26 protein-coding genes and 3 tRNA genes are annotated in these 22396 nt (G+C 65.2%); 8 read left to right on the top strand and 21 right to left on the bottom strand.

Features of this window, described 5'->3' with window-relative positions; all coding sequences use genetic code 11:
- Positions 1-9: 9 nt before the first annotated feature.
- The 8 genes from Q2T94_RS05915 to Q2T94_RS05950 form a co-directional block, all read right to left on the bottom strand.
- A complete protein-coding gene (locus tag Q2T94_RS05915; protein WP_302263244.1) occupies positions 10-624 on the bottom strand; it encodes an Asp23/Gls24 family envelope stress response protein in 615 nt (204 codons plus the stop codon).
- Complete coding sequence (locus Q2T94_RS05920; RefSeq protein ID WP_302263245.1) at positions 621-1196, bottom strand: hypothetical protein; 576 nt, start codon at positions 1194-1196, stop codon at positions 621-623. The genes Q2T94_RS05915 and Q2T94_RS05920 overlap by 4 nt, the downstream gene beginning before the upstream one ends.
- Positions 1196-1561: a hypothetical protein gene (locus Q2T94_RS05925; protein WP_302263246.1), complete on the bottom strand. Its 366-nt coding sequence runs from the start codon at positions 1559-1561 to the stop codon at positions 1196-1198. The genes Q2T94_RS05920 and Q2T94_RS05925 overlap by 1 nt, the downstream gene beginning before the upstream one ends.
- A complete protein-coding gene (locus tag Q2T94_RS05930; protein ID WP_302263247.1) occupies positions 1558-1749 on the bottom strand; it encodes a hypothetical protein in 192 nt (63 codons plus the stop codon). The genes Q2T94_RS05925 and Q2T94_RS05930 overlap by 4 nt, the downstream gene beginning before the upstream one ends.
- Positions 1746-2183 (bottom strand): Asp23/Gls24 family envelope stress response protein, encoded by a 438-nt coding sequence (locus tag Q2T94_RS05935; protein ID WP_302263248.1) that lies wholly within the window; start codon positions 2181-2183, stop codon positions 1746-1748. Before Q2T94_RS05935 ends, Q2T94_RS05930 begins: the two co-directional genes overlap by 4 nt.
- Before the next feature lie 260 nt (positions 2184-2443).
- Positions 2444-2519 (bottom strand) — tRNA-Phe (locus tag Q2T94_RS05940).
- A gap of 55 nt (positions 2520-2574) precedes the next feature.
- A tRNA-Asp gene (locus Q2T94_RS05945) sits at positions 2575-2648 on the bottom strand.
- 80 nt (positions 2649-2728) lie between these two features.
- Positions 2729-2801, bottom strand: a tRNA-Glu gene (locus Q2T94_RS05950).
- 184 nt (positions 2802-2985) lie between these two features.
- Here Q2T94_RS05950 and Q2T94_RS05955 point away from each other — a divergent pair.
- Entirely contained in the window at positions 2986-3357 is a 372-nt protein-coding gene (locus Q2T94_RS05955; protein WP_436836816.1) for a metallopeptidase family protein, read from the top strand.
- 452 nt (positions 3358-3809) lie between these two features.
- The gene (locus tag Q2T94_RS05960; protein WP_302263250.1) at positions 3810-5510 is read left to right on the top strand and encodes an NlpC/P60 family protein; all 1701 of its coding nucleotides are present in this window, start codon (positions 3810-3812) and stop codon (positions 5508-5510) included.
- Between the two features lie 84 nt (positions 5511-5594).
- Here the strand turns inward: Q2T94_RS05960 and Q2T94_RS05965 are convergent, their stop codons facing one another.
- On the bottom strand, positions 5595-6569 hold the full coding sequence (locus Q2T94_RS05965; RefSeq protein ID WP_264270523.1) for a universal stress protein: 975 nt from the start codon (positions 6567-6569) through the stop codon (positions 5595-5597).
- A gap of 169 nt (positions 6570-6738) precedes the next feature.
- On the opposite strand from Q2T94_RS05965, the gene Q2T94_RS05970 reads away from it, so the two are divergent.
- A complete protein-coding gene (locus Q2T94_RS05970; RefSeq protein WP_302263251.1) occupies positions 6739-8211 on the top strand; it encodes an NCS2 family permease in 1473 nt (490 codons plus the stop codon).
- Positions 8212-8294: 83 nt separating this feature from the next.
- On the opposite strand, the gene Q2T94_RS05975 is transcribed toward Q2T94_RS05970, so the two are convergent.
- The 5 genes from Q2T94_RS05975 to Q2T94_RS05995 form a co-directional block, all read right to left on the bottom strand.
- Complete coding sequence (locus Q2T94_RS05975; protein ID WP_302263252.1) at positions 8295-9428, bottom strand: class I SAM-dependent methyltransferase; 1134 nt, start codon at positions 9426-9428, stop codon at positions 8295-8297.
- 128 nt (positions 9429-9556) lie between these two features.
- Positions 9557-10435 (bottom strand): spermidine synthase, encoded by an 879-nt coding sequence (locus Q2T94_RS05980; RefSeq protein ID WP_372342927.1) that lies wholly within the window; start codon positions 10433-10435, stop codon positions 9557-9559.
- A complete protein-coding gene (locus Q2T94_RS05985; RefSeq protein ID WP_264270520.1) occupies positions 10428-10949 on the bottom strand; it encodes a GNAT family N-acetyltransferase in 522 nt (173 codons plus the stop codon). The genes Q2T94_RS05980 and Q2T94_RS05985 overlap by 8 nt, the downstream gene beginning before the upstream one ends.
- Positions 10950-11041: 92 nt before the next feature.
- Entirely contained in the window at positions 11042-11731 is a 690-nt protein-coding gene (locus tag Q2T94_RS05990) for an O-methyltransferase (RefSeq protein ID WP_264270519.1), read from the bottom strand.
- A gap of 5 nt (positions 11732-11736) precedes the next feature.
- Positions 11737-12042 (bottom strand): thiamine-binding protein, encoded by a 306-nt coding sequence (locus Q2T94_RS05995; protein WP_264270518.1) that lies wholly within the window; start codon positions 12040-12042, stop codon positions 11737-11739.
- 145 nt (positions 12043-12187) lie between these two features.
- On the opposite strand from Q2T94_RS05995, the gene Q2T94_RS06000 reads away from it, so the two are divergent.
- Positions 12188-12616: a hypothetical protein gene (locus Q2T94_RS06000; protein WP_264270517.1), complete on the top strand. Its 429-nt coding sequence runs from the start codon at positions 12188-12190 to the stop codon at positions 12614-12616.
- Positions 12617-12637: 21 nt separating this feature from the next.
- Here the strand turns inward: Q2T94_RS06000 and Q2T94_RS06005 are convergent, their stop codons facing one another.
- From Q2T94_RS06005 to Q2T94_RS06020, 4 genes are all read right to left on the bottom strand, one after another.
- Positions 12638-12952 carry an AzlD domain-containing protein gene (locus tag Q2T94_RS06005; RefSeq protein ID WP_302263253.1) on the bottom strand — a complete coding sequence of 105 codons (315 nt, stop codon included), beginning with the start codon at positions 12950-12952 and terminating at the stop codon, positions 12638-12640.
- The gene (locus Q2T94_RS06010) at positions 12949-13671 is read right to left on the bottom strand and encodes an AzlC family ABC transporter permease (protein ID WP_302263254.1); all 723 of its coding nucleotides are present in this window, start codon (positions 13669-13671) and stop codon (positions 12949-12951) included. The genes Q2T94_RS06005 and Q2T94_RS06010 overlap by 4 nt, the downstream gene beginning before the upstream one ends.
- A 70-nt stretch (positions 13672-13741) precedes the next feature.
- A complete protein-coding gene (locus Q2T94_RS06015; RefSeq protein WP_302263255.1) occupies positions 13742-14416 on the bottom strand; it encodes an alanyl-tRNA editing protein in 675 nt (224 codons plus the stop codon).
- A 53-nt stretch (positions 14417-14469) separates the two neighbouring features.
- Complete coding sequence (locus Q2T94_RS06020; RefSeq protein WP_302263256.1) at positions 14470-15330, bottom strand: glycerophosphodiester phosphodiesterase; 861 nt, start codon at positions 15328-15330, stop codon at positions 14470-14472.
- A gap of 115 nt (positions 15331-15445) precedes the next feature.
- Between Q2T94_RS06020 and Q2T94_RS06025 the strand changes: the two genes are divergently transcribed.
- On the top strand, positions 15446-16717 hold the full coding sequence (locus tag Q2T94_RS06025; protein ID WP_302263257.1) for a DUF445 domain-containing protein: 1272 nt from the start codon (positions 15446-15448) through the stop codon (positions 16715-16717).
- Here the strand turns inward: Q2T94_RS06025 and Q2T94_RS06030 are convergent.
- From Q2T94_RS06030 to Q2T94_RS06040, 3 genes are all read right to left on the bottom strand, one after another.
- Complete coding sequence (locus Q2T94_RS06030; protein ID WP_302263258.1) at positions 16714-17535, bottom strand: hypothetical protein; 822 nt, start codon at positions 17533-17535, stop codon at positions 16714-16716. The genes Q2T94_RS06025 and Q2T94_RS06030 overlap by 4 nt on opposite strands.
- Positions 17536-17834: 299 nt before the next feature.
- Positions 17835-18293, bottom strand: coding sequence for a DUF2871 family protein (locus Q2T94_RS06035; RefSeq protein ID WP_302263259.1), 459 nt, complete (start codon positions 18291-18293; stop codon positions 17835-17837).
- Positions 18294-18450: 157 nt separating this feature from the next.
- The gene (locus Q2T94_RS06040) at positions 18451-19089 is read right to left on the bottom strand and encodes an alpha/beta hydrolase (RefSeq protein ID WP_302263260.1); all 639 of its coding nucleotides are present in this window, start codon (positions 19087-19089) and stop codon (positions 18451-18453) included.
- Between the two features lie 68 nt (positions 19090-19157).
- Here Q2T94_RS06040 and Q2T94_RS06045 point away from each other — a divergent pair, with 68 nt between their 5' ends.
- The 3 genes from Q2T94_RS06045 (at position 19158) to Q2T94_RS06055 (ending at position 22387) form a co-directional block, all read left to right on the top strand.
- Positions 19158-19733 carry an Lrp/AsnC family transcriptional regulator gene (locus tag Q2T94_RS06045; RefSeq protein ID WP_367281522.1) on the top strand — a complete coding sequence of 192 codons (576 nt, stop codon included), beginning with the start codon at positions 19158-19160 and terminating at the stop codon, positions 19731-19733.
- Positions 19734-19875: 142 nt separating this feature from the next.
- Positions 19876-20955, top strand: a complete 1080-nt coding sequence (hisC, locus tag Q2T94_RS06050; RefSeq protein WP_302263261.1) for a histidinol-phosphate transaminase — start codon at positions 19876-19878, stop codon at positions 20953-20955.
- A complete protein-coding gene (locus Q2T94_RS06055; protein WP_302263262.1) occupies positions 20948-22387 on the top strand; it encodes an amino acid permease in 1440 nt (479 codons plus the stop codon). Before hisC ends, Q2T94_RS06055 begins: the two co-directional genes overlap by 8 nt.
- The last annotated feature ends 9 nt before the right edge of the window (positions 22388-22396 follow it).

Consider the following 22396-nt stretch of genomic DNA (forward strand, 5'->3'; position numbering starts at 1 on the left):
CGAGAGCGGCTACAGGACGCGTTCAACCCGGGCGAACCGGGAGCGGGTGCCCACAGCCAGGTAAACCACCACGGGCCCGCTTACACCCATGGACTGCTGGACCAGCTTCGCGGCCCGGGCAACATCCCGGCCCAGCGGGCCCGGAGCCGTGCCCTTGCGGGGCTGGATCTTGATCCGCAGCCCGGCCTCCGGCTCCAGAACCCAGACACTGACGCCGATCGAAATGATGTCGTGGCGCCGCCCCAGGACGTGCCGAAGCGCCTGCTCGACAGCGTTTTGGGATATCTCCACCCGGCCGGGCAGCGGTTCGTCGTCAAAATAGGCCGAAACATAGTCGCCTCCCCTGCCGCTGCCCTGCACCGCAATCCACCACAGCGTTAAGAGGATGAAACAGATCAGCAACGCCGAAATGAGGATCCACATCCAGGATTCCCGCTGTCCCGGCAGGGTGGTGGCCTCCAGCACCTCGTTGGTGCGCGCACCCAGCTGGCCGGCGACCTGTCGCCACCCATCGGCATAGCCGGGTGAAAGGGCAGCCAGCACCATGTGCGCGCCGCACACCAGCAACGCCAGACCCAGGACGGCCAGCAGGATCCGGTTGAGCAGACGTGGCGTGCGGTTCATTGGCCGATCACCCCGCGCTCGGCAACCCTGACAAAGACCTTCGGCAATGGAGTCACCAGGTTGGTTCGCAGCTCGTCCTCCAGTCCGGCAACGACACGTGCGGGGTCGACGGGTATTCCCGAGGTTGGGCTGAGCTGCACCTCGACACGGTCCCGGTGCACCGTGACCAGCGCCTGTCCACGGCCAACGCCGGCTTCCGCGCGGGCGCGTCGGGCCAGCCCCGCGGCCAGCACCTGGTCATCGACAATGAGGACCCCGTCCTCGCAGGCCAGTGCGTGGCGGGCACGTCGCCCGCGGCGCAGCCCGTGCGCCAGCAGCACGAGGCCAAAGACCATGACGCACAGGCCAACGGCCACCTGCCCTGCGATTTCACTTCCACCGGGTAGCGCCGACGCCCGGCTCCACCAGGTATCCGGGGCGGCAAGCAAGGGTTCCTGCCCCAGGGCCTTGAGCGTCGTTTCCAGCAGGACGTATATGCATGTCAGCAAGATCAGCAACGCGACGGTGACGGCCGCCGGCGAACGGCCGCTGGTGAGCTCGCGCTCCCTGATGTCCGTGTGCTCCTGTCCCATCAGTGCCTCCGTTCCGCGGCGGAACCCACGATCCCGGTGACCCGTACGTCCACCCTGCTGACCAAGGAGCCGGTCAGCCCGCTGAATTGTTCGCCAATCTCCGCGCGTCGGTCGCGAACCCTGTCCAGGACGGTGGATCCGGCAGTGCCTGAGGTGCCCGACAGCGGCAAGGGCAGGTGGACTGTCAGCGCGAGGTAGCCCGCGTCATCACGGAGAAACGCCCGCACCAGGCCGGCCTCGACGCCAAAGACGCTGGCAGCCACAGCGCGTGCAGTGGCGGTGAGTGCCTGCGCATTGACCCGGGTGTGACCCGCGCGGGGAACTGACCCCGCATCCTGAACCGGCGAAACGGCACTCTGGCTCATGACGAAGATCGTCGTCCGGTCAGGGCATCAAGGATCGCGCGCATGTCGACGCGCCCGCCCACGGTCCTGGACGCCAGCGCACCGACCGCCATGAACAGCGCCATCAGAAGGAAACCCCCCAGGCCGTGTTCCAGTGCAGCCCAGGCCAGGATGGCCCCCAGAAGTGCGCCAATGAGTGTTGCCTTCATGCCGGTCCTTCCCCTGCAGAGTTGCGTCGCTTTTCAGAGTCGGGTTCGGAGGCGGAAATATGCACGTCTCCGATTTCAATATTGACCTCGATAACCTCGAAGTCCGTGAGGTCCTGGACGGCTCTGAAAACCGCCTCGCGCACCGCCGTCGCGAGATCGTGAAGGCGATAGCCGAATATGGCGGTGAGGACCAGGTCTATGGCAACCTGCCGCGATCCGACTTCCACGCTGACGCCATGTGCTGGTTCCGTGGCGGAACCCACGGCGCCGCGCAGGGCGCCGAACGCCCGCGAGGTTCCCAATCCCAGCGAATGCACTCCCGGAATGCCTCGGGCGGCGGCGGCGGCAACCTTCGCCACGGCAAGATCGGTGATCCTCGTGGTTCCGCTGGCTTCGGTTTCGGGCAAGCTATGCACCGAAAGTTCATGATCCATGGGTCCGGTCCTCTCTGCGCTCGCCTCGTCATGCTCGGCGTACGCCACCAGCCTACAATCGAATGTGATGGACATCGCAAGAATCGGCAGGTGGGCAAGGGTTCCGGGAACTATTCCAATGCCTTTCGCCAAGAATCGGAAGACCTTGGCAGGCCCAGGCCCGACCCAATTTCTTGCCCCTATTTGGCCCACACAAGTCGGGCTTCAACATTCGCGTGGACAAAGCAAAAACCCCCCTTGTTTCCAAGGGGGGTTTTAGATGGTGGCTCCGACCGGCGTCGATCCGGTGACCTTTCGATTTTCAGTCGAACGCTCTACCAACTGAGCTACAGAGCCTGGCATCATCAGGCTAGATGATCACCCGATCTTCCGGCGAACCGAAAAACCTAAGCGACCCTGACGGGACTTGAACCCGCGACCTCCGCCGTGACAGGGCGGCGCGCTAACCAACTGCGCTACAGGGCCTTATTCGCGAAGTCTCCCTCGCTCACAAGACAAGAACTCTACCAGAGCATTTCGCTCGAGCAAAATCCAGATTTCGTGCGTACCCCCAACGGGATTCGAACCCGTGCCGCTGCCGTGAAAGGGCAGTGTCCTAGGCCGCTAGACGATGGGGGCCAGGAACCTCTGCCGTGGATTACTCCGCCGCAGTGGACTCAAATAACTATAGAGGCAAACTTCCCTCCGTGCAAAACCGGAAACGCGTGACAGTCGACACAACCCCGTTTGCGGCTCATCCCGCCCCTTCGAGTCGTCGAACGGCCGCCGGAAATCAGGACGGCAGCTAGGTAGAGTGCAACGCATGGGGTACGAAATGACTGACGACGAGTTTGAACTGGTGGCCGAGCGTGCCCTGGATGAAATCCCCGAGGCCCTCCTTGCCATGATGGAAAACGTCGCCATCTTCATCGAGGATGCCTACAGGCCCCTGCCCAGCGAAGACCCTGCGACTAAATTGCTGGGTCTTTACGAGGGGACATCACTGACGGAGCGCGATTCGGGATGGGGCGCCGGGGCCATGCCCGACCGCATCACCATTTTCAAGAATGCAATTCTCGAAATCTGCTCCACCGAGAAGCAGGTTGTTGAAGAAGTCGGCATCACGATCGTTCACGAGATTGCCCACCACTTTGGCATCGATGACGAACGACTGCATGAACTTGGCTGGGGTTAGGGCGCTACACCTCGCGGGGGCCGGCTAGTACCGCGCACGCTAGGCGCACCGATCAAGGCGGACATCGCTCCGTAGTGGAAAGCCGGGTTCCTTCGCCTGGGGCAACAGGCCCCTGGTCCTGTATGGGCGGATGTTCATCCGGGCCTAATCCATCCCCGAAGCGCTTCCAACGCCTCCATCGCTTCGTGACGATGATGCAACACTCCGGCCTGACCTGCCTCTATTCCTGCGGGTTAACGAGTTCGATTCCAAAATTTCCAAAATGCCGCGCAAATTGACGAATAATTACACTGTTGTAATTGCCGTTATTGAAGTGACTGGTGTTGCCAGTGTGAATAGTTTTCCCATAGGGTGCTATAGGAAGCAGCGATCTGGCCGCACCGTTTCGGCCGTATTTCCCGCGCCTGTTGCGAGACTTGCTAACCGATCGCCGAGGTAAGGAACATCAAGGCATGGCAATCAGGGAAACACTCGGCGTCGCCGCCTGCTCATTTGCATTGGCTGCCACATGCTTCACGGGCGCACTGCCGGCAGCAGCGGCACCAATCGCTCCGAGCGCCCTCACCATCGTGGCGGAGCCCGGCACCTCCAGCATCGCGCTCCCTACCCGAGCGCAGTTGGACGCGGCTAAATCTGACCCGGCGGCGCTCAACTCCCTGGTCGAGCGACTCGAAGCCCAGATCGAATCCGGCCGCCAAGGAATCATCTCTGCCGAGGCAGCCGCATTGCATGCCCAGGACAACCTGCTGGCCGCTGATGAATTGCTCGCCGAACGCACCGAGGCCGCTGCGGAAGCCGCCGCGGAAGCGGACAAGGCCACCGAATACCTGCTCTCGAGCAAGAAGGATGTCGGGGAACTGGCATCCAACCTTTACCGCAATGGCGGCATCAATCCCGGCGTTATGACCTTGCTGGAAGACTCAGAGGACAACGATGTCCTCTACAAGGCTTCCACCATGGACGCACTGAGTGCCAACCGCACCCTGACCGTCAGCAACGCCGAGGACGCCGCAGCTCTTTGGACTGCCTGGCAGGACTATGCCGCCGCAGCGGCCAAGGCCGCCGACGAAGCAACCAGCGCCCAGCAAACCGCCGCGGCAGCGGCCTCATCGACGCTTTCGAGCTTCCAAGACTCCGTTGCTCCCCAGGAAAAAATCCGCGAAGAGCTCATCGGCCAGTTGGCGTACCTGCACGAGGTCGACGCCAGCGAGGAAACCGAGCGCATTGCCGCCAAGGAAGCTGCTGCGGAAGCCAAAAAGCTCCAGGAACTGATCGAGAATGAGCCCCAGTCCGCACCCCCAGAGGTCGAGCTGAGCAAGGCACCCGAGATCAAGCCGCTGGCGGCCCCGCCGAAGGTCCCCACTGAACGCCCGCAGGGCAACTCGCTGGTTCCCAAGCCCTCCGCGCCCAAGCCTCCACAGCTCTCCGTAGCGATTCCCCAGAAGGATGATCCGGAGCCATCCAAGTCCGCTCCGAAGCCTGCTCCCGAACCCCAAAAGCCAACGGAAACCGCCAAGCCGGCTCCCGAGGCCGAGAAGCCGAAGGAAACCGCCAAGCCCAGGCCCAAGCCGGCTCCCGAGGCCGAGAAGCCGAAGGAAACGGTTAAGCCCAAGCCCAAGCCGGCTCCCGAGACCGAGAAGCCGAAGGAAACGGTCAAGCCCAAGCCGACGCCAACACCGAAGCCGACGATCGCTCCGCAGGCCCCGAAGCAGTCAATCAAGCCAAAGCCGGAACCCAAGCCCGAGCCCACCAAGGAGCCCGAGGCGCCCCAGTCGTCACGCAGCTACAACGCGGCCTTCTCCTGGGGCCACATGATCGCCAACGACGAATCCAAGCGATACAGGTACGGCGCCAACGGCCCGGACTTCTACGACTGCTCGTCCTTCACCCAAGCGGCATATGCCAAGTCCGGCATCAACCTGCCGCGAACCTCGTCGCAGCAATATGCGGCCGCGCCGACCAAGGTCCCGCTGAGCCAGCTGCGCGCGGGCGACTTGGTCTTCTCCTCCTCCAATGGAGGCAGCTCGTTCTACCACGTCGCCATTTACCTGGGCGGCGGACAGGTCCTGCATGCACGCAACCCCGCTAGCGGCATCTCAGTCACCTCTCTGGGTTACATCAACAACCTGCACCCCTACGCGGGACGTTACTAAGGATTCACCGCACCTAGATCAAATGGGTGAGGGCCGGGCAACCATTGGTTGCCCGGCCCTCACTCATTTGGTGGTCAAGGAAGCCTAGAGCCCCCCGTTGGCCCTGTCCTCGAACTCCTGGCGGGAGGCCAAGCGCGGGTCATCCCCGTCGGGGACCACCATGACCGGACCCTTGGAGTGGTGCAGCACGCCCTGGCTGGTGGAGCCCAGCAGCATCCCGGCAAAACCGCCGCGACCGCGGGAGCCGGTCACCAGCAGCAGTGCGGTCTCGGATTCGCGGATCAGGATCTCCACCGGAGCGCCGTCGATGACATCGGTTTCAATCTCAAGGCCCGGGAACAGGCTCTGTAGCCAAGCCTTTCCGATGCCCATCTGGTGGCGCACGTCGGCGGTGACCGCTTCCTGGTCAACTGTTGCCGGCATCCAGGCCAGCGCTCCGCTGATCGGTGCCAGGGCACACACCACGCGCAGCGTCAGGCCGCGGGTGGCTGCCAGCTCGGCGGCCACCAGTACGGCCAGGCGCGCCCGGTCGGATCCGTCGACACCGACGACAACCCGGTCCTGGACCTGGGTGTCGTGCTCGTCGCGCTTGGATACGCACAGTGGCACCACGACAGTGGGGCACTTGGAGTGCGCCGGCAGCGCACTGGATACCGAGCCGAGCAGCCTTCCCACGAAGCCGCCGCGGCCACGGGTGCCGACCACGACGAGCTCGGCCTGACGGCTTAGGTCCAGCAGCACCCCCGCCGGGTCGCCTGACTCGATGTAGGTGCGCACAGTGATGTTTTCGTCGGTGATGGTGGCCCGCGCCTGGCGGACGACTTCCTCCGCGCCGTTGCGGATCAACTGGTCATCCAGCGTGGCGTAGCCGGCGTCCATGGAGGAGGCGGCGAAGACCGGGATCGTATAGGCGGTCACGATATTCAGGACGCTTCCGCGCCTCTTGGCTTCCTGCGCCGCCCATTTCAGGGCACAGAGGCCCTGGTCTGAACCGTCGACACCAACAACGATTCCTTCGATGACCTCGGCGTCACCCTGGGCCTTGTTGTTTTCGCTCATCGTCTTCACTCCTACGTGTCACGGTCTGAGTCCTCGCGGGCTTCCCCGTACGAGGTCCCGTACTCCCATTGTCTACCACAGTGTGACGTGGGTCTATCTGCCGTTGAGCGTGGCGCATTTCTCCCCTGATTTTTCGCCTAGGGGCGTAAAGCCGAACTATAATTCCCACATGTCCCCTCAGGAAAAGACCCTCCCCCCAAGGACCGACGTGTCACGTCTGGACCGGTATTTCAAGATCACCGAACGCGGCTCGAACTACTCGCGGGAGATCCGTGGCGGCTTCGCCACCTTCTTCGCGATGAGCTACATCGTGGTGCTGAACCCCCTCATTCTTTCCGGCGCCGACTCCAACGGAGACTCGCTGGGCTCGGCCCGCGTCGCCGCGGTCACCGCCCTGGTCGCCGGCATCATGACCATCCTCATGGGCGCGTGGGCCAAGCACCCCTTCGCCATGGCCGCGGGCCTGGGCGTCAACGCCTTCATCGCCGTGACGGTTGCCGCCAACCCGGGACTCACCTGGCCCGACGTCATGGGACTTGTGATCATTTCCGGTGTGACCATGCTGGTGCTGGTGCTGACCGGATTCCGGACCGCGGTGTTCAACGCCGTGCCAACCAGCCTCAAGTCGGCCATCGTGGTCGGCATCGGCATGTTCATCGCCCTCATCGGCTTGGTCAATGCCGGTTTTGTGCGCCGCGTCCCGGATGCCGCCGGCACCACGGTCCCGGTGGGCCTTGGGTTTGACGGCTCGCTGACCGGTTGGCCGATCCTGGTCTTCATCGTCGGCCTGCTGCTCACCATCGCCCTGGTGGTGCGCCAGACCAAGGGTGCAATCCTCATTGGCATCGTGGTCTCCGCGATCCTGGCCAACATCCTCGAGGCCGTGTTCGACATCGGGCCCTCCTTCGATGCCGCCACCGGGACGGCCAACCCGCAGGGCTGGTCGCTGGTGGCCCCCTCGATGCCCACCTGGGCGCTTCCTGACCTGTCCCTGGTGGGCCAGGCCAACGTCTTCGGTGCGTTCAGCACCCTGGGCGCCACCTCCGCGCTGCTGCTGGCCTTCGTGATCCTGCTGTCGATCTTCTTCGACGCCATGGGCACGATGGTGGGCCTGGCCAACGAGGCCGGGACGGTGGACAAGGACGGGAACATCCCGGACGTGGACAAGGTGCTGCTGGTTGACGCCATGGGCGCAGTGGTCGGCGGCGGGGCCTCGGGCTCCTCCAGCCAGATCTACGTCGAATCCGGCGCGGGCATCGGCGAGGGTGCCCGCACGGGCCTGGCCTCCATCGTCACCGGCGTGCTGTTCCTGGCCGCCATGTTCCTGACCCCGTTGATCCACCTGGTGCCTTTCGAGGCAGTCGCCCCGGCCCTGGTGGTCGTCGGATTCATGATGATCTCGCACGTTTCCAAGATCGACTGGAACGACTGGGGCGTTGCCATCCCGGCGTTCCTGACGTTCGTGTTGATGCCCTTCACCTACTCGATCGCCAACGGCATCGGTGCGGGCTTCGTGGCCTTCGTCTTCATCCGCTCGATCCAGGGCAGGGCCCGCGAGGTGCACCCGCTGATGTGGGTCGTCGCGGGGGCCTTCGTGCTGTTCTTCGGTATCGGCGTCATCGAGCAGGCCATCGGCATCTAGGCACGCGCGAAAACCAATGAAGCGGGCAGGGGACGAAAGTCCCCTGCCCGCTTTGCTGCCCCCCCCCCGTTGGCGGGAAATGGCTACTTGACGCCGAGTTTCCACAGCGAGGTGACCTCGCCCGAGCGTTCCACGTGAAACGGGTCTGAGGTATCGGCCGCGCGCCCATGGGACGGGACGGTGTCCTCGCGTCCCAGCACCGCCAGGCCGGCACCCTCGATCCAGTGCAGCAGCTCCGCGCGCGTGCGCAGCCCCAGCCGCTCGGCCAAATCCGAGATGACCAGCCACCCCTGCCCATCCTTCGCCAAATGGTCGGGCAACCCCGCAAGGAAGGCCCGCAGCATCGCCGACTTGGGGTCGTAGACCGCGTAGTCAAGCAGTGTCTGCGGGGTTCCCGGCAGCCATGGCGGATTGCACACCACCACATCGGCCCTTCCATCGGGGAACATGTCCTGCTTCACTGCGCGTGCCCGCTCCCCCAGCCCGAGCGAGGCGAAGGTCGCCTGCGCGCAGGCGACGGCGCGCTCCTGCGAGTCGGTGCCGATGACCTCGGTGACGCCGCGCTTGGCCAGGATGGCCGCAAGCACGCCGGTGCCCGTGCCGATGTCGAACGCCCGGCCGAGGCCGGGGAGCTCTGCCCGTGCCACCAGGTCCAGGTATTCTCCGCGCACCGGGGCGAATGTACCGTAGTGCGGGTGGATCTTCGCATCCAGCGCGGCGACGTGCAGCCCGGTGGTGCGCCATTGCTGGGCGCCGATCGCGCCGAGCAGTTCCTGCAGGGAAACCACCACGGGTTCGGCCACCTGCCCAAAGGCATTGGTCCAGGCCTCGGTGACATCCGGGGCGCGGCGCAGTGCAACGACCGGGCCGGGGCCCACCGGAACCAGCAGCATCGACAGGATCCGCGCCCGGTGCGTGCGTGCCTGGCGGTACTTGTAAAAGCGCTCAGCGGTCGTGGGTGCCGCGGCGGTGCGCTTGGCCTTGCCTCCGGCGGGAATGCGGCGGGCGATGGCGCTGAGCAGCTGGCGGGCGTTGTGGTAGTCCCCGGTGAAGAGCATGCCGGTGCCGTTGGTCGCCATCCGGTAGGCATCGTCGGCTCCCAGTGAGTCGTCGACCTCAACGATGGCCTTGGGCGGCGGAACGTCATTGGCCGAGGACCACAGCGCCGCCTTTTCCAGGCCGTCGTGTGTCCAGGAGACTGTTGCGGGGGTGTTCATGGCGGTGCTGGCGCTCCTGCTCAACGTGGGTGGGGGGTGGATACCGCGGTAGGCAAAAGGCCCTGTGAACCCCAAGCCTATAGCGGCCGGCGGGCACCCGTTGCCGCACCAAGCGGGCTGCGGCCGCGCTACACCGCGGTGGCGTGGCGCGCGAAGGCGCGCACCGTGGCATCGTCCCAGTGCTGGGCAGGGACTCCGCCGCCAAGCAGTTCCCGGATGAACTCCGGACCCGCGGGGATCGGCGCGTTGGAACCGGCGATGATGACATTGCCGTGTCGCCTGCCCTTGAGCATGGTCGGGTCGGCCACGATGGCCACGTGCTTGAAGACCGCGCCGATGGTGGCGGCCTCGCGCCGGGCATTCTCCAGTGCCGGGGTGTCCCCGCAATTGACGATGTACAGGCCAGCCTCATCCAGGACCCTGGCGGCGTGGGCGGTGAAGGCCAGGGTGGTCAGGTCCCGGGGGGTCTGGTCCCCGGCGAAAACGTCGCGGATCACCAGGTCGCGCGTGGCGTCGGTGAGCGTTGCCAGCACGGCTCCGGCCTCCCCGACGCGGATGCGCAACAGCGGCGCGCGCGGCAGGTCGAACCAGGCGCGCACCAAGGCGGCGAGCTTGCCGTCCAGCTCCACCACGACTTGGCGCGCGTTGGGGTAGGTCACCGACGCCCAGCGCGCCATGGAGCAGGCGCCGCCGCCCAGGTGCAGGGCGCGGAGCTTGTGCCCGTTGGCCTCGATCTGCCCGGGGTTGAAGCGGGAGCGGATGAGTGCGGCGATCCAGCGCATGTACTCGAAGTCGAGATGTCCGGGCACGGCAAGATCCACGTGCGAAGACGGCACGTCGTTGATCCGCAGCAGCCAGCCGGTGGGCGAATAATGGTCGCGTTCAAGTTCCGCGGTGCCGGTGTCGATGGGGTAGATCCCCTCGACGGGGCCGTCCTGCGGTGCAGCAGGCGTGTTGGCCGTTGCGGTGGCGAGGTTGCCGCCGCGCTTGTTCCTGCCCTTAGCCACGGTGTGCGCCACGGCGGACCATGCGGATTTCGTTCAGTCCGCTCCAGTCGTCGGCCAGCGGTTCCATCCGGCCGTCGGCATCGAATCCGTGCTTGGCATAGAAGGCCTGGGCGCGCGAGTTGTGCTCGAGGACCCAGAGCACGGCTGCGCGTTCCCCCAGCACGGTGTCAAGCAGCCGCCGGCCCAGCCCGGTGCCGTGTTCGGCGGCCAGGACGTAGAGGAGCTGCAGCTCGATGTCGATCCCGGTGTCGGCATCGTCCTCGGCAGCCGGCCCGCCTCCGGCAATTCCGACGATGTCCCCGGCGGGGTTCGTGGCGATCCACAGCTCGGCGCCCTGGGCCAGTCCACGGATCCACCAGTCGCCCTGCTGCTCGAGGGAAGCGCGGGCGTTGGCAAAGAAGGATTCCGGACGTTGGCTGCCGTAGGTCTCTTCCCACGCCTGCAGCTTCATCTCAAGGGCAGCGGGGATGTCTTCGGGTACGGCAAGTCGAATGGCGTAGGGCTCTGTAGTCACAGGGGCAAGCCTATGTGCTTCGGGGGCCGGGGGACGAAAGCCGTGATGCACATCAACGGGCGCCACCGGGGATGACGGCGCACCGGGACCTGCTAGCGGATGATCCCCACGGCAAAGCCGTCCCAGCCCTTGACGCCCACGGTCTGCAGGGCCGTGGCATCCACGCGCGGATTGGAACCCAGCACGTCGATCCCCCTCCGCACGCCGTTGACCAGGCGCCCGGCATCGGTGAGGGGGTCCCCTTCTTCCAGCACGGCGCCTTCGCGCACCACGTTGTCCACCACGATGACGCTGCCGGGACGGCCCAACATGATCGCCAGGTCGATGTAGTGCGCGTTGTTTTCCTTGTCGGCATCGATGAAGAACAGGTCAAACGGCTCCCCGTCCTCGGCCAGCAGGGAGTCGAGGGTGTCGAGGGCTGCGCCGATGCGGATCTCCACCCTGTCCTCTACCCCGCTGGCTGCCAGGTTGTCAGCGGCCACCCGGGCATGCAGCGGCTCGTATTCGCAGGTGGTCACGTGCCCCTCGGGGCCGACGCCGCGCGCCAGCCAGGTGGTGGAGTAGCCGCCTAGCGTGCCGATTTCCAGCACGCGCTTGGCACCGGCGATCTGGGTCAGCAACATCAGGAACTTCCCCTGCACCTCACTGACTTCAATGTGGGGCAGCCCGGCCTCGTGGGCACGCCGACGTGCCGCCGCCATTTCCGGCTCCGGTGCCAGCAACTTTTCCACCAGGAACTTGTCGACGTCGACCGGGTTGGCGGAGGTCGCGGAGGTGTCCATGCTTGCTACTCCTGCTCGTTTATGGCCTTTTCCAGACGCTCGATCTTTCCGGTGATCTCCCCGCTGTAACCGGGGCGGATATCGGCCTTGAGCACCAGGGATACGCGCGAGCCATAGGCTGCCACGGCTTCCGTGGCGCGCTTGACCACATCCATGACCTCGTCCCATTCGCCTTCCAGCTCGGTGAACATCGATGAAGTGGAGTTGGGCAGGCCCGATTCCCGGACCACCTTGACGGCGGCTGCCACCGCATCGTGGACCGACCCGTCGGTGTTGTCGGTACTGGGGGCTACGGAAAAGGCAACAATCATGGTTCCACTTTGCCACCGAGGCCCCGACATGTCACTTGCCTGCACCGCAAAAAGACTTTCAGGGCAATCGGTAGGCATTTTCCTTGCCAAGGGCCAACGGCTCTGCAAGGCTCGATCCACGTGACAAAGCTTGGGGGACCGGATCTTGGGAAAACTCGTACGGATCGGTGCGGCATTGTGCATGCTGGGCGTCGTGTGCGGATGTTCGGCGCTACCCGCACCACGGTCGGTGGCCGCGGGTGCTCCCGAACTGGATGACCTGTTGGCGGTGGTTCCGGGCGAGGCCCGGGTGCTCATGGGCATGGGTTCGACCGACCATGCGGAGGTCATGGCCACCGCGGAGCTTGGTGACTACCGTGCAACCCGGCTGACCGTGGTGGCAGTTTGCCAGGGCGAGGGCGAATTGCAGCTCTCCCTGGACCATGGCGGCGCAGTGGCGCTCCCCTGTGACAAAAAAATTGCCACTGTCGACATCCCCGTCACCTCCGGAGCACGTCCCAGCAAGGTGTCAATCGTGCTCGATCCGGGCAACACCTACTCGACGCTCGTCTATGCCGCGGACCCGCCACAGTAGGGCGTGGACCCGGGGATTCGCTCAGCCCCAACCCAGGTAGCGCGCCAAGGCCGCCGCGCCCGCGCCGGCAATGACCACGACGAGGAACGGCGCCCGCAACAGCAACGCAACGCCGGCGGCGGCCAAGGCGGCAAGCCTTGCATCGAATTCCACGCTGGTCCCGCTGGCGACGGTGTTGACGATGGTCAACGAGGCCAGCAGCCCAATGGTCAGGGTGCCCGCGGCGCGGGTCACCTTCTCGTTTTCGAGGATTTTCTCCGGAACCAGGTACCCCAGGAGCTTGATCGCGTAGGCCGCGGCGCAGCCGGCAAGGACCCACCACCACAATTCATTCATCGCTTGCCCTTCGTGCTGTTGTGCGGCTCGACATCTGGTTCGAGTCCTTCGGTGGCCGGTCCGCGGCCAAAGTAGCCCCAGACCCCGGCGACGACGGCGGCCACCAGGATCGGCACGCCCGGCGGCACCAGCGGGATCGCCAGGACTGTGGCCAGCGAACAGACCGCTGCGATGGCCACGGGCTCCGCTGATTTCAGGCGAGGCCACAGCAGGCCCAGGAATGCGGCAACGGCGGCACCGTCAAGACCCCAGGCCTTCGGGTCGCCCAAGGCGTCGCCCAGCAGTGCGCCCACCACCGTGAAAATATTCCACAAGACGTATACGCCAATTCCTGCCACCCAGAACCCGCGCCGCTGCTCGCCGGGTTCCGTCTGGCCGGCGGCGGTGGCGGTGGATTCGTCGATGGTCACTTGCGCCGCAGCCAGCTTTTTCAGTCCACGCGGCCTGAGCATGGCCTTGACCTGCATGCCGTAGACGGCATTTCTCACGCCCAATAGCGTGGCCGCACCGAAGGCAGGCCCGGGGCCGCCGCCACCGGCAATCACGCCGATGAAGGCAAATTGCGAGCCACCGGTAAACATGAGCAGGCTCAGGGCCACGGTCTGCCAGAGATTCAAGCCGGCGGCAATGGCCAAGGCACCAAAGGAAATCCCGTAGAGACCCGTCGCCACGGAGATCGAGAGAGCCGTCTTGGTGGCAGGAGTCAGTTGCAGTGTCACGGTATCAAGCCTAGTCGCGAGCGCAGCTCCGCACGATCCGTGCCCCGCAGTTGCGCCCTCCGGTCCCGGCTCAGCCATGGGTCGCCTCGTAGCGAACCTTGAGCGTTCCTCGCTTGATCTTGGCCTCCAGTATCCGGGTGCCCCGCAACGCGGCCAGATCGCGGACGTGCGTGCCGCCGCACGGTTCCGCGTTGACCCCGGAGATCACCACAGTGCGAATGCCGGTCTCGTCGATGCTACTTGTGACAGGAGCCCCGGTGGCGACCAGCGCGTCCACACTTTCCTGGATCTCGGCGATGACCGGCTCGCGAGAGGACGCGGTGGAGAGATCCTCGGGAACGGAATCGGGATGGAAATCCAGCCGAGCCTGACCCGGGAAATGGCTGTGGCCGCTGTGCCGCCAGCCCCGCTCCTCGCCCAGGAATCCCACCAGGTGCCCGGCAGTATGCAATGCGGCGTGCAGAAGCCGCGTTTCCGGATCAACCGCTGTGCGCACGACCGCTCCCACGTCGTATTGCCCGGCACCGGTGAGGACCACCATCCCGTCCGCGATGCGCGTCACCGCGACCGCGCGGCCCTCCACCGTTCCGGAGTCTTCCATCTGCCCGCCTCCACGCGGGTGAAAGATATTCGGACTGACAGCAATCCAGGGCTCGCCCTCATCATCACGCCCGGCGGCAATGACGGCGGCTGATGCCTCAAACAGGTAGGTATCGGAAAAATACGCATTCACTTGTTGTTCCACGCCGCGAGTCTACGCCTGTGCGTCCCCGTGCTCGGCTCCACCGCGCCCTTGTCCTAGGCCAGGCCGAGGTGCGCCTTGATGAGGGCCGGAACGTTGCTGGTCAGCTGGGCGACGCCCCGGTCAACGAGATATCTGGCGTCCTCGGGATCATCCACCGTCCACACCCGGAATGTTGCGCCGCGGGCCAGCCATTGACTGGTTACCGTGGGATGCTTGCGCATGTAGGCGACGCCGGGTCCCGCCAATTGCGGAACCCCGGCATTCAGCAACTCCACCCCCTCGGTCATGGCCTTGGCCAACACGGCCGCCACCCCTGCACGGTCACTTTCCCCTGCCTTGACCAGCTCGTCGATCCAGTCCTCGTCGACCTCGGTGACCAGTTGACAGACATGCGCCGGTGGGATCCGCTCCATCAGGTAGCGCACCGATCCGGGGTCGAAGCTCATGAACGAAATGTAGATGTCGTCCACCATGGATTGTTCAGGTTGCCACCCCATGTCCGACAGCTCGGCGATCATCGCTTCTTCCAATTGCCGCCCGTAGGGACTCGGATGCTTGATCTCCACGGCGAGGCCCACGGGGCGATCGGCAGCCTGCAGCAGCTCCACCAATTCGCGCAGGGTCACCAACTGCTCATGGATCTTCCCATGGGATGCGGGAATCCGCGGGTTCTTCCATGAGGAGAAATCAAGTGACTTCAACTCGGCGAGGGTCTTGTCCCCGACCCTTCCGTTGGAGTCCGAGGTCCTGTCCACTGTCGGGTCGTGATGGCAGACCACAAAACCATCGGAACTCAGGTGGATGTCGCATTCGATGCCGTCCGCCCCGTCCGCCAGAGCCTGCACGTATGCGGCACGCGTGTTTTCGGCATAGGCCTTCGATGAACCTCGGTGGGCGTAGACAAGGGTTCGCATGCCTTTTACGCTACCGCCGTCCCCGAAGCCCGCGCCGCTTGCCGCGCCCGTTGCAGGGTGAACTATCGTGGAAACCTGTTCCATCCACATGTCCAGGCCAAGGGAGCCGCAGTCAATGTCGTCAACCGGATTCAGCCTCGCCCCCGTGAACGACGCCGCCAAGGCGGTCGCGCTGCGCAAGATGAAACGACTCGCCACGGGGTTGCTGGTCATCATGGCGGTGATTTTTGCCGTGGCCTTCGCCCTGCAGCACCGCTATCCGTGGCTCGAGTATGTACGGGCAGCCGCCGAGGGGGGAATGGTCGGCGCGCTGGCCGACTGGTTTGCCGTCACGGCACTGTTCAAGCACCCCATGGGGCTGAAGATCCCGCACACGGCGATCATCCCGCGCAAGAAAGACCAGATCGGCGAGAGCCTGGGGCAGTTCGTGCAGGAGAACTTCCTTTCCCGGGATGTCGTCGGCACAAAGTTGGAGCAATTCGATGTTTCGCGCACTGTCGGCGGCTGGCTGGCCAAGGAGGACTCGGCCACCCGGGTGGCCCAAGAGGCCTCCACGGTGATCGGGGCGATGCTCGAGGTCCTGGACGACCGTGATGTCCTGGCGCTGCTGGAATCCCTGGCCAAGAAGCACATGCTTGCCCCCGAATGGTCATCGACCTTGGGCCGGATCATGGAGCGGGTGGTTGCCGACGGCCACCACAAGCCGGCAGTGGACCTTTTGGCCGAACGGGCAGGGCAGTGGGTGGCGGACAACCGCGAGATGGTCGTTTCCCTGGTCGCCGAGCGCTCGCCCTCATGGGTCCCGGCGATGGTTGACACGCTGCTGGGTGAAAAGCTTCACCGCGAATTGCAGAAGTACGTACAGTCGGTGCGGAGCGACCCGCACCATTCCATGCGCTCGAGCATCGATCGGTGGCTGGAGAGGTTTGCCGCGGACATGCAGTCCGATGCGGAAATGATTGCCAAGGTCGAGGCGATGAAGCACTCGCTCCTTGGCGATGCGCAATTGCGCGAATTGGCCGCCACCAGCTGGTCATCCATCAAGGCCGCACTCGTCGATGCGATGGAAAACCCCGGTTCCGAGCTGCGCAGGTCCATGATTGCGGCAATCCGCGACTTCGGCGCGAGGCTGCGCGACGATGCCCGGCTGGCAGCCAAGGTCAACGGGTGGGTGGCGAACGCCGTGGTCTATGTCGTGGAAAACTACAGCGGGCAGATCACGTCTTTGATCACCGACACCGTCGCCCGCTGGGACGGCAGGGAAACCAGCGAAAAAATCGAGCTTCAGGTCGGACGGGACCTGCAATTCATCCGCATCAATGGCACCGTGGTTGGCTCCCTGGCCGGCCTGGCCATTTTCACCTTGGCCAACGCCCTGCTGCGTTAGCGTTCCTCGCCGGCCTCAAGAATGGTTCCGCGTCGCCGACGTTCGGCTTCGATGCCGGCTTCGACCTCGGCGTGCGCCTCGAGACGCTCCCCCTCGCTGACCAACTGGCCGGGGATGGTCGTGGGCAGGGTGCCAAAGGCAAGGGAGGCCGCTTCGATGACCTTCCTGCCCAGGAACCGGTTGCCGAATCCGCCCACCGCCGCACCGATGCCAAAGGGAACCGCCCGCCCCAGCATCGAAGCCCCCTGGGTGGCAAGCATCTTCTTCAGGAACGTTCGTTGCATGGTTTTCTGCATGGTCACCCACAAGCTGGAGGGCTTGTTGGCCCCGAACATTGCTGCCCATCCCTGGACGGGTCCGGCGCCGCGTCCCGCAACCTGGTGCGTCAGGGCGGAAATCATCGAACTTCCCTCGTCCCCCATGAGTATCGCCATGACCAGCAGCCGGGCCTTGTCCGGGTCCTCGGTGGTGATGCCGTGCAGTTCGGCGAGCGACTGCGCATAGAGCGCGCTCGCCTCAAGGAAACCGATGGTCGCAGCCGCGGAGAAGCCCAGGGCGGCGACGGTTCCGACACCGGGGATGGCTGCCGTCGCACCAACTGCCGCACCGGATCCGGTGATGGCCAGCAGGTAGTCGCGTTCGACGAGCTTGGCCAGCTCCGCCGCGGTGTGGGCAGGGTATTTGCGGCGCAGGCGGCGCAAATAGGCCAGGACCAACGGGCGCTGCACACTGACGGCCTTAATGACGGCGCTCTGCACCCCGGGCTTGGGCTTGCCGTCCGGGCCGATGACACTGGAGGTAATGGGGTTCTTTTTCATCCTGTCTCCCACTCTATGGGTACAGGGCTGTCGACGTAAGCAAATCGCCGCTGGGCGTATGCCGTAAGAAGGAGAGGCTGAGGCTTCTTGCGGAAAAGGGGAAGTTTCGGAAACCGCAATTGCACGCCATTTCCATGGCTTGGCGGCGGATAGCGATCTGGCTCGACGCAGTTCAAGATCCGGAAGACCAAGGCAGGACGGTCGCATCAGGGGGCCACTGCGTCCAGTCATGGCGTGTCGCTGCGCCGGCAGTAAATGTTCCGTCGCGCCCCGGGGCGCAGGTGCCCGCCTTGATTCGGCTAGCGCCCGGCGAGCGCCGGCGCGGCTGACCCGGCGGTTTCAGCGGCCTTGAGGGCAGCCCGCAAGGCAACAAACAGGACGATGACCGCAGCGGTCAACGAGATGTGCCCCAGGCCGGCAATTCCGGCGAAGGCCGCCGAGCTCGCGTCCTTGCCCAACACCACCAGCGTCCCCTTGACGAGCATCATGCCGCCGGTCACCGCAACGCCGGTCGTCCACATCCAGTAGAACCAGGTGAAGGCCCGCGGAGCGGCGGCGGAAATGGCAAAGAGCCGCTCCAACGCCAACACGATGAGCAGGAACACGAAGCCAAGCACCAGCAGGTGGGTGTGCACCAGCGGCAACTGGGATGCCGAACGGTCAGCGACGTCGCTGGCCTTCGTCAGCTCACGGTAATAGAGGCCCGAGAGCACTCCGGTGATTCCAAAGACAAAGGCGGTGTACATCAGGCGCATCATGGCGTTGCGGTTCCTTTCGCTGGTGCCCGGGCAAACGGCGGTTGTGCCGGCAGGGCCCTCGGGCACGAGGCCTTGCCGCATCTCACCATCCACTGTGCCCGGATGCGCCCCCGGCCGGATCAACCATCCGGTTGATTGTGCGTGCAGCGGGAGGGAATCACGCCGTTGGCTTGGCCGCGAGGTAGTGCCGGTAGAAGTTGCGCACGTCGCGGCGTTCGTCGGCACCGAAGCCATGCCCCATCTCCGGGTAGGTGCGTGACGTCAGGGCCGTGTGTTCGGCGAGCCATTGTCCCGCATAGGCAACGGCATCGGGGTTGATCACCAGGTCGAAGGGGTCCCTGCCCCAGAAAAACGGAACCGCTTCCCCGGGCTCCGGAACGATGTCGGTAAGCGAAAGCAGCTCGTTGGAGAGTACAAAGCCACTGAGTCCCGTGATCGTGGCATAATTTCCCGGCCGCAGCCGGTGCAGCGTCGTGGCCATGGCCATTCCCTGCGAATGCCCCAGCAGGCTGATCGAGCGATAGCCGCGGGCATACCTGTCCTGCCAATCGAACACCTGCTGTGCGGCGGAGACCACCTTGGCAAAGTCATTGGCGAGGAAGTAATCCAGCAGGAACCAGCCTCGGTCCCCTCCGACCTCCATCGGCCCGCGCAACGCCACCCCGGTGGCATCCGGCGGAAGCTCGTCGAACCAGCCCGTCATCCGTTCCGGGTTTGAGCCGTAGCCATGCAGCATCATGACCAGGTCGGTGCCCGCCCGCCGGCCCGCCGGCCGGGAATAGATTCCCTCATCCATTCATCCACCGTAGCCCGTGCCGCCGGCCGATTCGCGCGCAAGGCGGCTTCAGCCGCATACTGGGGCGCATGAGAATCGATTCGTTGGACGTGTCGCTGATCGAGCTGTTCACCGACTTTCCCGGCATCGGGGTCATGGAGTGTTCCAAGCGCCTGGGAGTTGCCCGCGGCACGGTGCAGAACCGGCTGAACCGGCTGCATGAATCCGGGGTGATCACGCGCATCGCCCCGCAAATCGATGCAGCCGCAATGGGCTATCCGGTCGCCGCCTTCTGTTCGCTGCAGATCCAGCAGAACCTAGGCCACGACGGAATGGCCGAAAAGCTCGCACAGATCCCGGAGATCCTCGAGCTGCACACCGTCTCGGGATCCAGCGACTTTTTGGTGAAGATCGTGGCCCGCTCCACCGCCGACCTGCAGCGGGTCATCGATGCGATCTCCGCCACCGAGGGCATGGGCCGCTCTGCCTCCTCCATCGTGCTGGCAACGCACTTCGAGAACCGGGTCATCCCGTTGGCGCGGGATGCAGCGCTGCACAATCCCGAGTCCCCCGCAGAGCCGGGCAACCGCTTGCGAAGCAGCTCGCTGCGCAATGGCGGTACCCTGAATGCGGCTAGAAAAAACATTGGGCACAATGTCCAGTGATCCACCACGCGCACTGATCTTTCTGTACAACTTGTGCGGTCTTTTGCCGGGCGTTTGACCGGCCGAAGCTCATTTTCGTAGCTTTTGTGAGGCGCGTCACCGGCGACGTGCGAGCAGCTTGTTTTTCGAAAGGCACCCACCGATGACCCTCGCCCAGCGCACTTCCCTTAACTCGATCCCGGCCTACAGGCAGGGTGCCACACCGGGTGCGGCCCAGAAGGCCTTCAAGCTCTCCTCCAACGAAAACCCGTATCCGCCGCTGGACTCCGTCATCGCGGGCCTTTCCTCCGAGCTGGGCACCATCAACCAATACCCCAATGCCGCTGCCCCCGAACTTGTCGGTGCGCTGGCCGCCCGCCTCGGCGTGGAACCGGAGACCATTGCCCTGGGAGCCGGGTCGGTGGAGGTCGCCGGCCAGCTGATCCACGCGACCGCCAATCCCGGCGACGAGGTCGTCTTTGCCTGGCGCTCCTTCGAGGCCTACCCCATCCTCGCCCATGTCGCCGGGGCCACCCCGGTGATGGTTCCGCTGGATGCCGACGGGGCCCACGACCTGGCCGCCATGGCGGAGGCCATCAACGAGCGCACCGCGCTGGTCTTCATCTGCAACCCCAACAACCCGACCGGCACCGTGGTTGACGCCGCAGCCGTGGACGCCTTCATGGCCAAGGTCCCGGCACACGTGCTGGTGGTCATCGACGAGGCCTACGTCCACTTCAACACCGCGCGCGATTCGGCCATCGGGCTGGACTTCTTCCGCCGCTACCCCAACGTCGCGGTGCTGCACACCTTCTCCAAGGCCTACGGGTTGGCCGGGCTGCGCATCGGCTACGCCGTGGCGCCTCCCGCGGTCGCTGCAAACCTGCGCAAGACCGCCGTCCCGTTCGGGGTCACCGCGCTGGCCCAGCGCGCCGCGGTGCTGTCCCTGGAACATGAAGACGAACTCCAGGTACGCATTGACGATCTGGTGACCGCCCGCGAATCCCTGCTGGCCACGCTGCGCGAAGCCGGAGTCACCGTCACCGAATCCCAGGCCAACTTCATCTGGCTGTCCACCGGCGATGACACCGAGGCCGTCGATGCGGGACTACGGGCCGCCGGCATCTGGGCACGCGCCTTTGCCGGGGAGGGCATCCGGATCTCCATCGGGTCCCCAGAAGCCAACGCGGCCATCGCCACCGCCGTCATCTCCGCACTGCAGGAAGCCCCCGCCCATGTCTAACACCCAGACCGCCCCGAAGTCCGCGAGCCTGAGCACCCGGCAGATCACCATGATGGGCCTGGGCGGCGCCATTGGCGCCGGCCTGTTCATCGGTTCCGGGCAGGCCGTTGCCGTGGCCGGGCCGGGCATCGTCCTGGCCTTCGCCCTGGCCGGCTTCCTGGTCATCCTGATCATGAACATGCTCGGCGAAATGGCCGCGGCGAACCCCTCGTCCGGATCCTTCTCCGTATATGCCACCAAGGCCATGGGCCCCAACGCCGGGGCCATCATCGGATGGCTTTACTGGATCCAGGGCGTCATCGTCATCGCCGCCGAGGCCACCGGTGCCGCGGCCATTGTCGGCGGATGGCTCCCCGGGGTATCGCAGGGCACCTGGTCCCTGGTTTTCGTGGCCCTGCTGACCGCCGTCAACCTGGCCAACGTGGCACGCTTCGGCCAATTCGAGTACTGGTTCTCCTTCCTCAAGGTCGCCGCTATTGTGGCGTTCCTTGGCATCGGCGTGGCCATCATCCTCGGGTTGGTGCCGGGCGTCGAAGCCACCGGCCTTTCCAACCTGGTGGCCCACGACGGCTTCCTGCCCAACGGCGTGGTCGGGCTGTGCGCCGGGCTGCTGATGGTCATCTTCGCCTTCGGCGGCATCGAGATCGTGGCCATTGCCGCGGCCGAAAGCGATGACCCGCGAACCTCCATCCGCAAGGCCGTGCGCGGGGTCCTGTTCCGCGTTCTGGTCTTCTACGTGGGCTCCGCCCTGGTCATGGTTTCGGTGCTGCCCTGGTATTCGCCGGAGCTAGCCGCTTCCCCGTTCGTTGCGGTGCTCACCTTCGCGCACATCCCGTGGATCGACTCCGTCATGGCGCTGGTGGTGGTCATCGCCCTGCTCTCGGCCATGAACGCGAACATCTATGCCGCCTCGCGCATGTTGCTTTCGCTCTCCGAGCGCGGGATCGCCCCGCGGGTCATCCAGGTCCGCAACCGGAACAAGACGCCATACGTGGCGGTGAGCGCCTCGGTCATCCTGTGCACGATCGCGGTGGTCATGAACTACCTCGCGCCGGATCTGGTGATGCCGATGCTGCTCAACGCCGTGGGTTCCACGCTGCTGGTCACCTGGGGATTCATTGCGCTCTCGCAGCTCATCCTGCGCATCCGTGCGGACAGGGACCCGAGCATCCACCTGCCGGTGCGGATGCCGCTCTTCCCGTACCTCTCGATCCTGGCGCTGGCGATGCTGGCCGGGATCGTGGTGCTGGCGCTCTTCGATCCGGCGTCCCGCACCCAGTTGCTCGCCACCCTCGGGCTCACCGTGGCGATCGGGGTGCTCAACGCCGTGGCCCAGCGCCGTTCCAGGCGCCGCCTGGCCGGGGGCCTTGGCACCCCAGAGGAAACGCCGGCCTCCGCAGTCGAGTCGCGTGGCGACCACAGGGTTTCATGACAGGCAGGA

Source organism: Paeniglutamicibacter sulfureus (genome assembly GCF_030512175.1).
GTDB classification, from domain to species: Bacteria; Actinomycetota; Actinomycetes; order Actinomycetales; family Micrococcaceae; genus Paeniglutamicibacter; species Paeniglutamicibacter sulfureus.

Bases quoted from the DNA above. Each gene is read 5' to 3' on its own strand.
- Q2T94_RS05915 (WP_302263244.1), bottom strand. From the start codon at position 624: ATGAACCGCACGCCACGTCTGCTCAACCGGATCCTGCTGGCCGTCCTG.
- Q2T94_RS05920 (WP_302263245.1), bottom strand. From the start codon at position 1,196: ATGGGACAGGAGCACACGGACATCAGGGAGCGCGAGCTCACCAGCGGC.
- Q2T94_RS05925 (WP_302263246.1), bottom strand. From the start codon at position 1,561: ATGAGCCAGAGTGCCGTTTCGCCGGTTCAGGATGCGGGGTCAGTTCCC.
- Q2T94_RS05930 (WP_302263247.1), bottom strand. From the start codon at position 1,749: ATGAAGGCAACACTCATTGGCGCACTTCTGGGGGCCATCCTGGCCTGG.
- Q2T94_RS05935 (WP_302263248.1), bottom strand. From the start codon at position 2,183: ATGGATCATGAACTTTCGGTGCATAGCTTGCCCGAAACCGAAGCCAGC.
- Q2T94_RS05955 (WP_436836816.1), top strand. From the start codon at position 2,986: ATGGGGTACGAAATGACTGACGACGAGTTTGAACTGGTGGCCGAGCGT.
- Q2T94_RS05960 (WP_302263250.1), top strand. From the start codon at position 3,810: ATGGCAATCAGGGAAACACTCGGCGTCGCCGCCTGCTCATTTGCATTG.
- Q2T94_RS05965 (WP_264270523.1), bottom strand. From the start codon at position 6,569: ATGAGCGAAAACAACAAGGCCCAGGGTGACGCCGAGGTCATCGAAGGA.
- Q2T94_RS05970 (WP_302263251.1), top strand. From the start codon at position 6,739: ATGTCCCCTCAGGAAAAGACCCTCCCCCCAAGGACCGACGTGTCACGT.
- Q2T94_RS05975 (WP_302263252.1), bottom strand. From the start codon at position 9,428: ATGAACACCCCCGCAACAGTCTCCTGGACACACGACGGCCTGGAAAAG.
- Q2T94_RS05990 (WP_264270519.1), bottom strand. From the start codon at position 11,731: ATGGACACCTCCGCGACCTCCGCCAACCCGGTCGACGTCGACAAGTTC.
- Q2T94_RS05995 (WP_264270518.1), bottom strand. From the start codon at position 12,042: ATGATTGTTGCCTTTTCCGTAGCCCCCAGTACCGACAACACCGACGGG.
- Q2T94_RS06005 (WP_302263253.1), bottom strand. From the start codon at position 12,952: ATGAATGAATTGTGGTGGTGGGTCCTTGCCGGCTGCGCCGCGGCCTAC.
- Q2T94_RS06020 (WP_302263256.1), bottom strand. From the start codon at position 15,330: ATGCGAACCCTTGTCTACGCCCACCGAGGTTCATCGAAGGCCTATGCC.
- Q2T94_RS06025 (WP_302263257.1), top strand. From the start codon at position 15,446: ATGTCGTCAACCGGATTCAGCCTCGCCCCCGTGAACGACGCCGCCAAG.
- Q2T94_RS06030 (WP_302263258.1), bottom strand. From the start codon at position 17,535: ATGAAAAAGAACCCCATTACCTCCAGTGTCATCGGCCCGGACGGCAAG.
- Q2T94_RS06035 (WP_302263259.1), bottom strand. From the start codon at position 18,293: ATGATGCGCCTGATGTACACCGCCTTTGTCTTTGGAATCACCGGAGTG.
- Q2T94_RS06040 (WP_302263260.1), bottom strand. From the start codon at position 19,089: ATGGATGAGGGAATCTATTCCCGGCCGGCGGGCCGGCGGGCGGGCACC.
- Q2T94_RS06045 (WP_367281522.1), top strand. From the start codon at position 19,158: ATGAGAATCGATTCGTTGGACGTGTCGCTGATCGAGCTGTTCACCGAC.
- hisC (WP_302263261.1), top strand. From the start codon at position 19,876: ATGACCCTCGCCCAGCGCACTTCCCTTAACTCGATCCCGGCCTACAGG.
- Q2T94_RS06055 (WP_302263262.1), top strand. From the start codon at position 20,948: ATGTCTAACACCCAGACCGCCCCGAAGTCCGCGAGCCTGAGCACCCGG.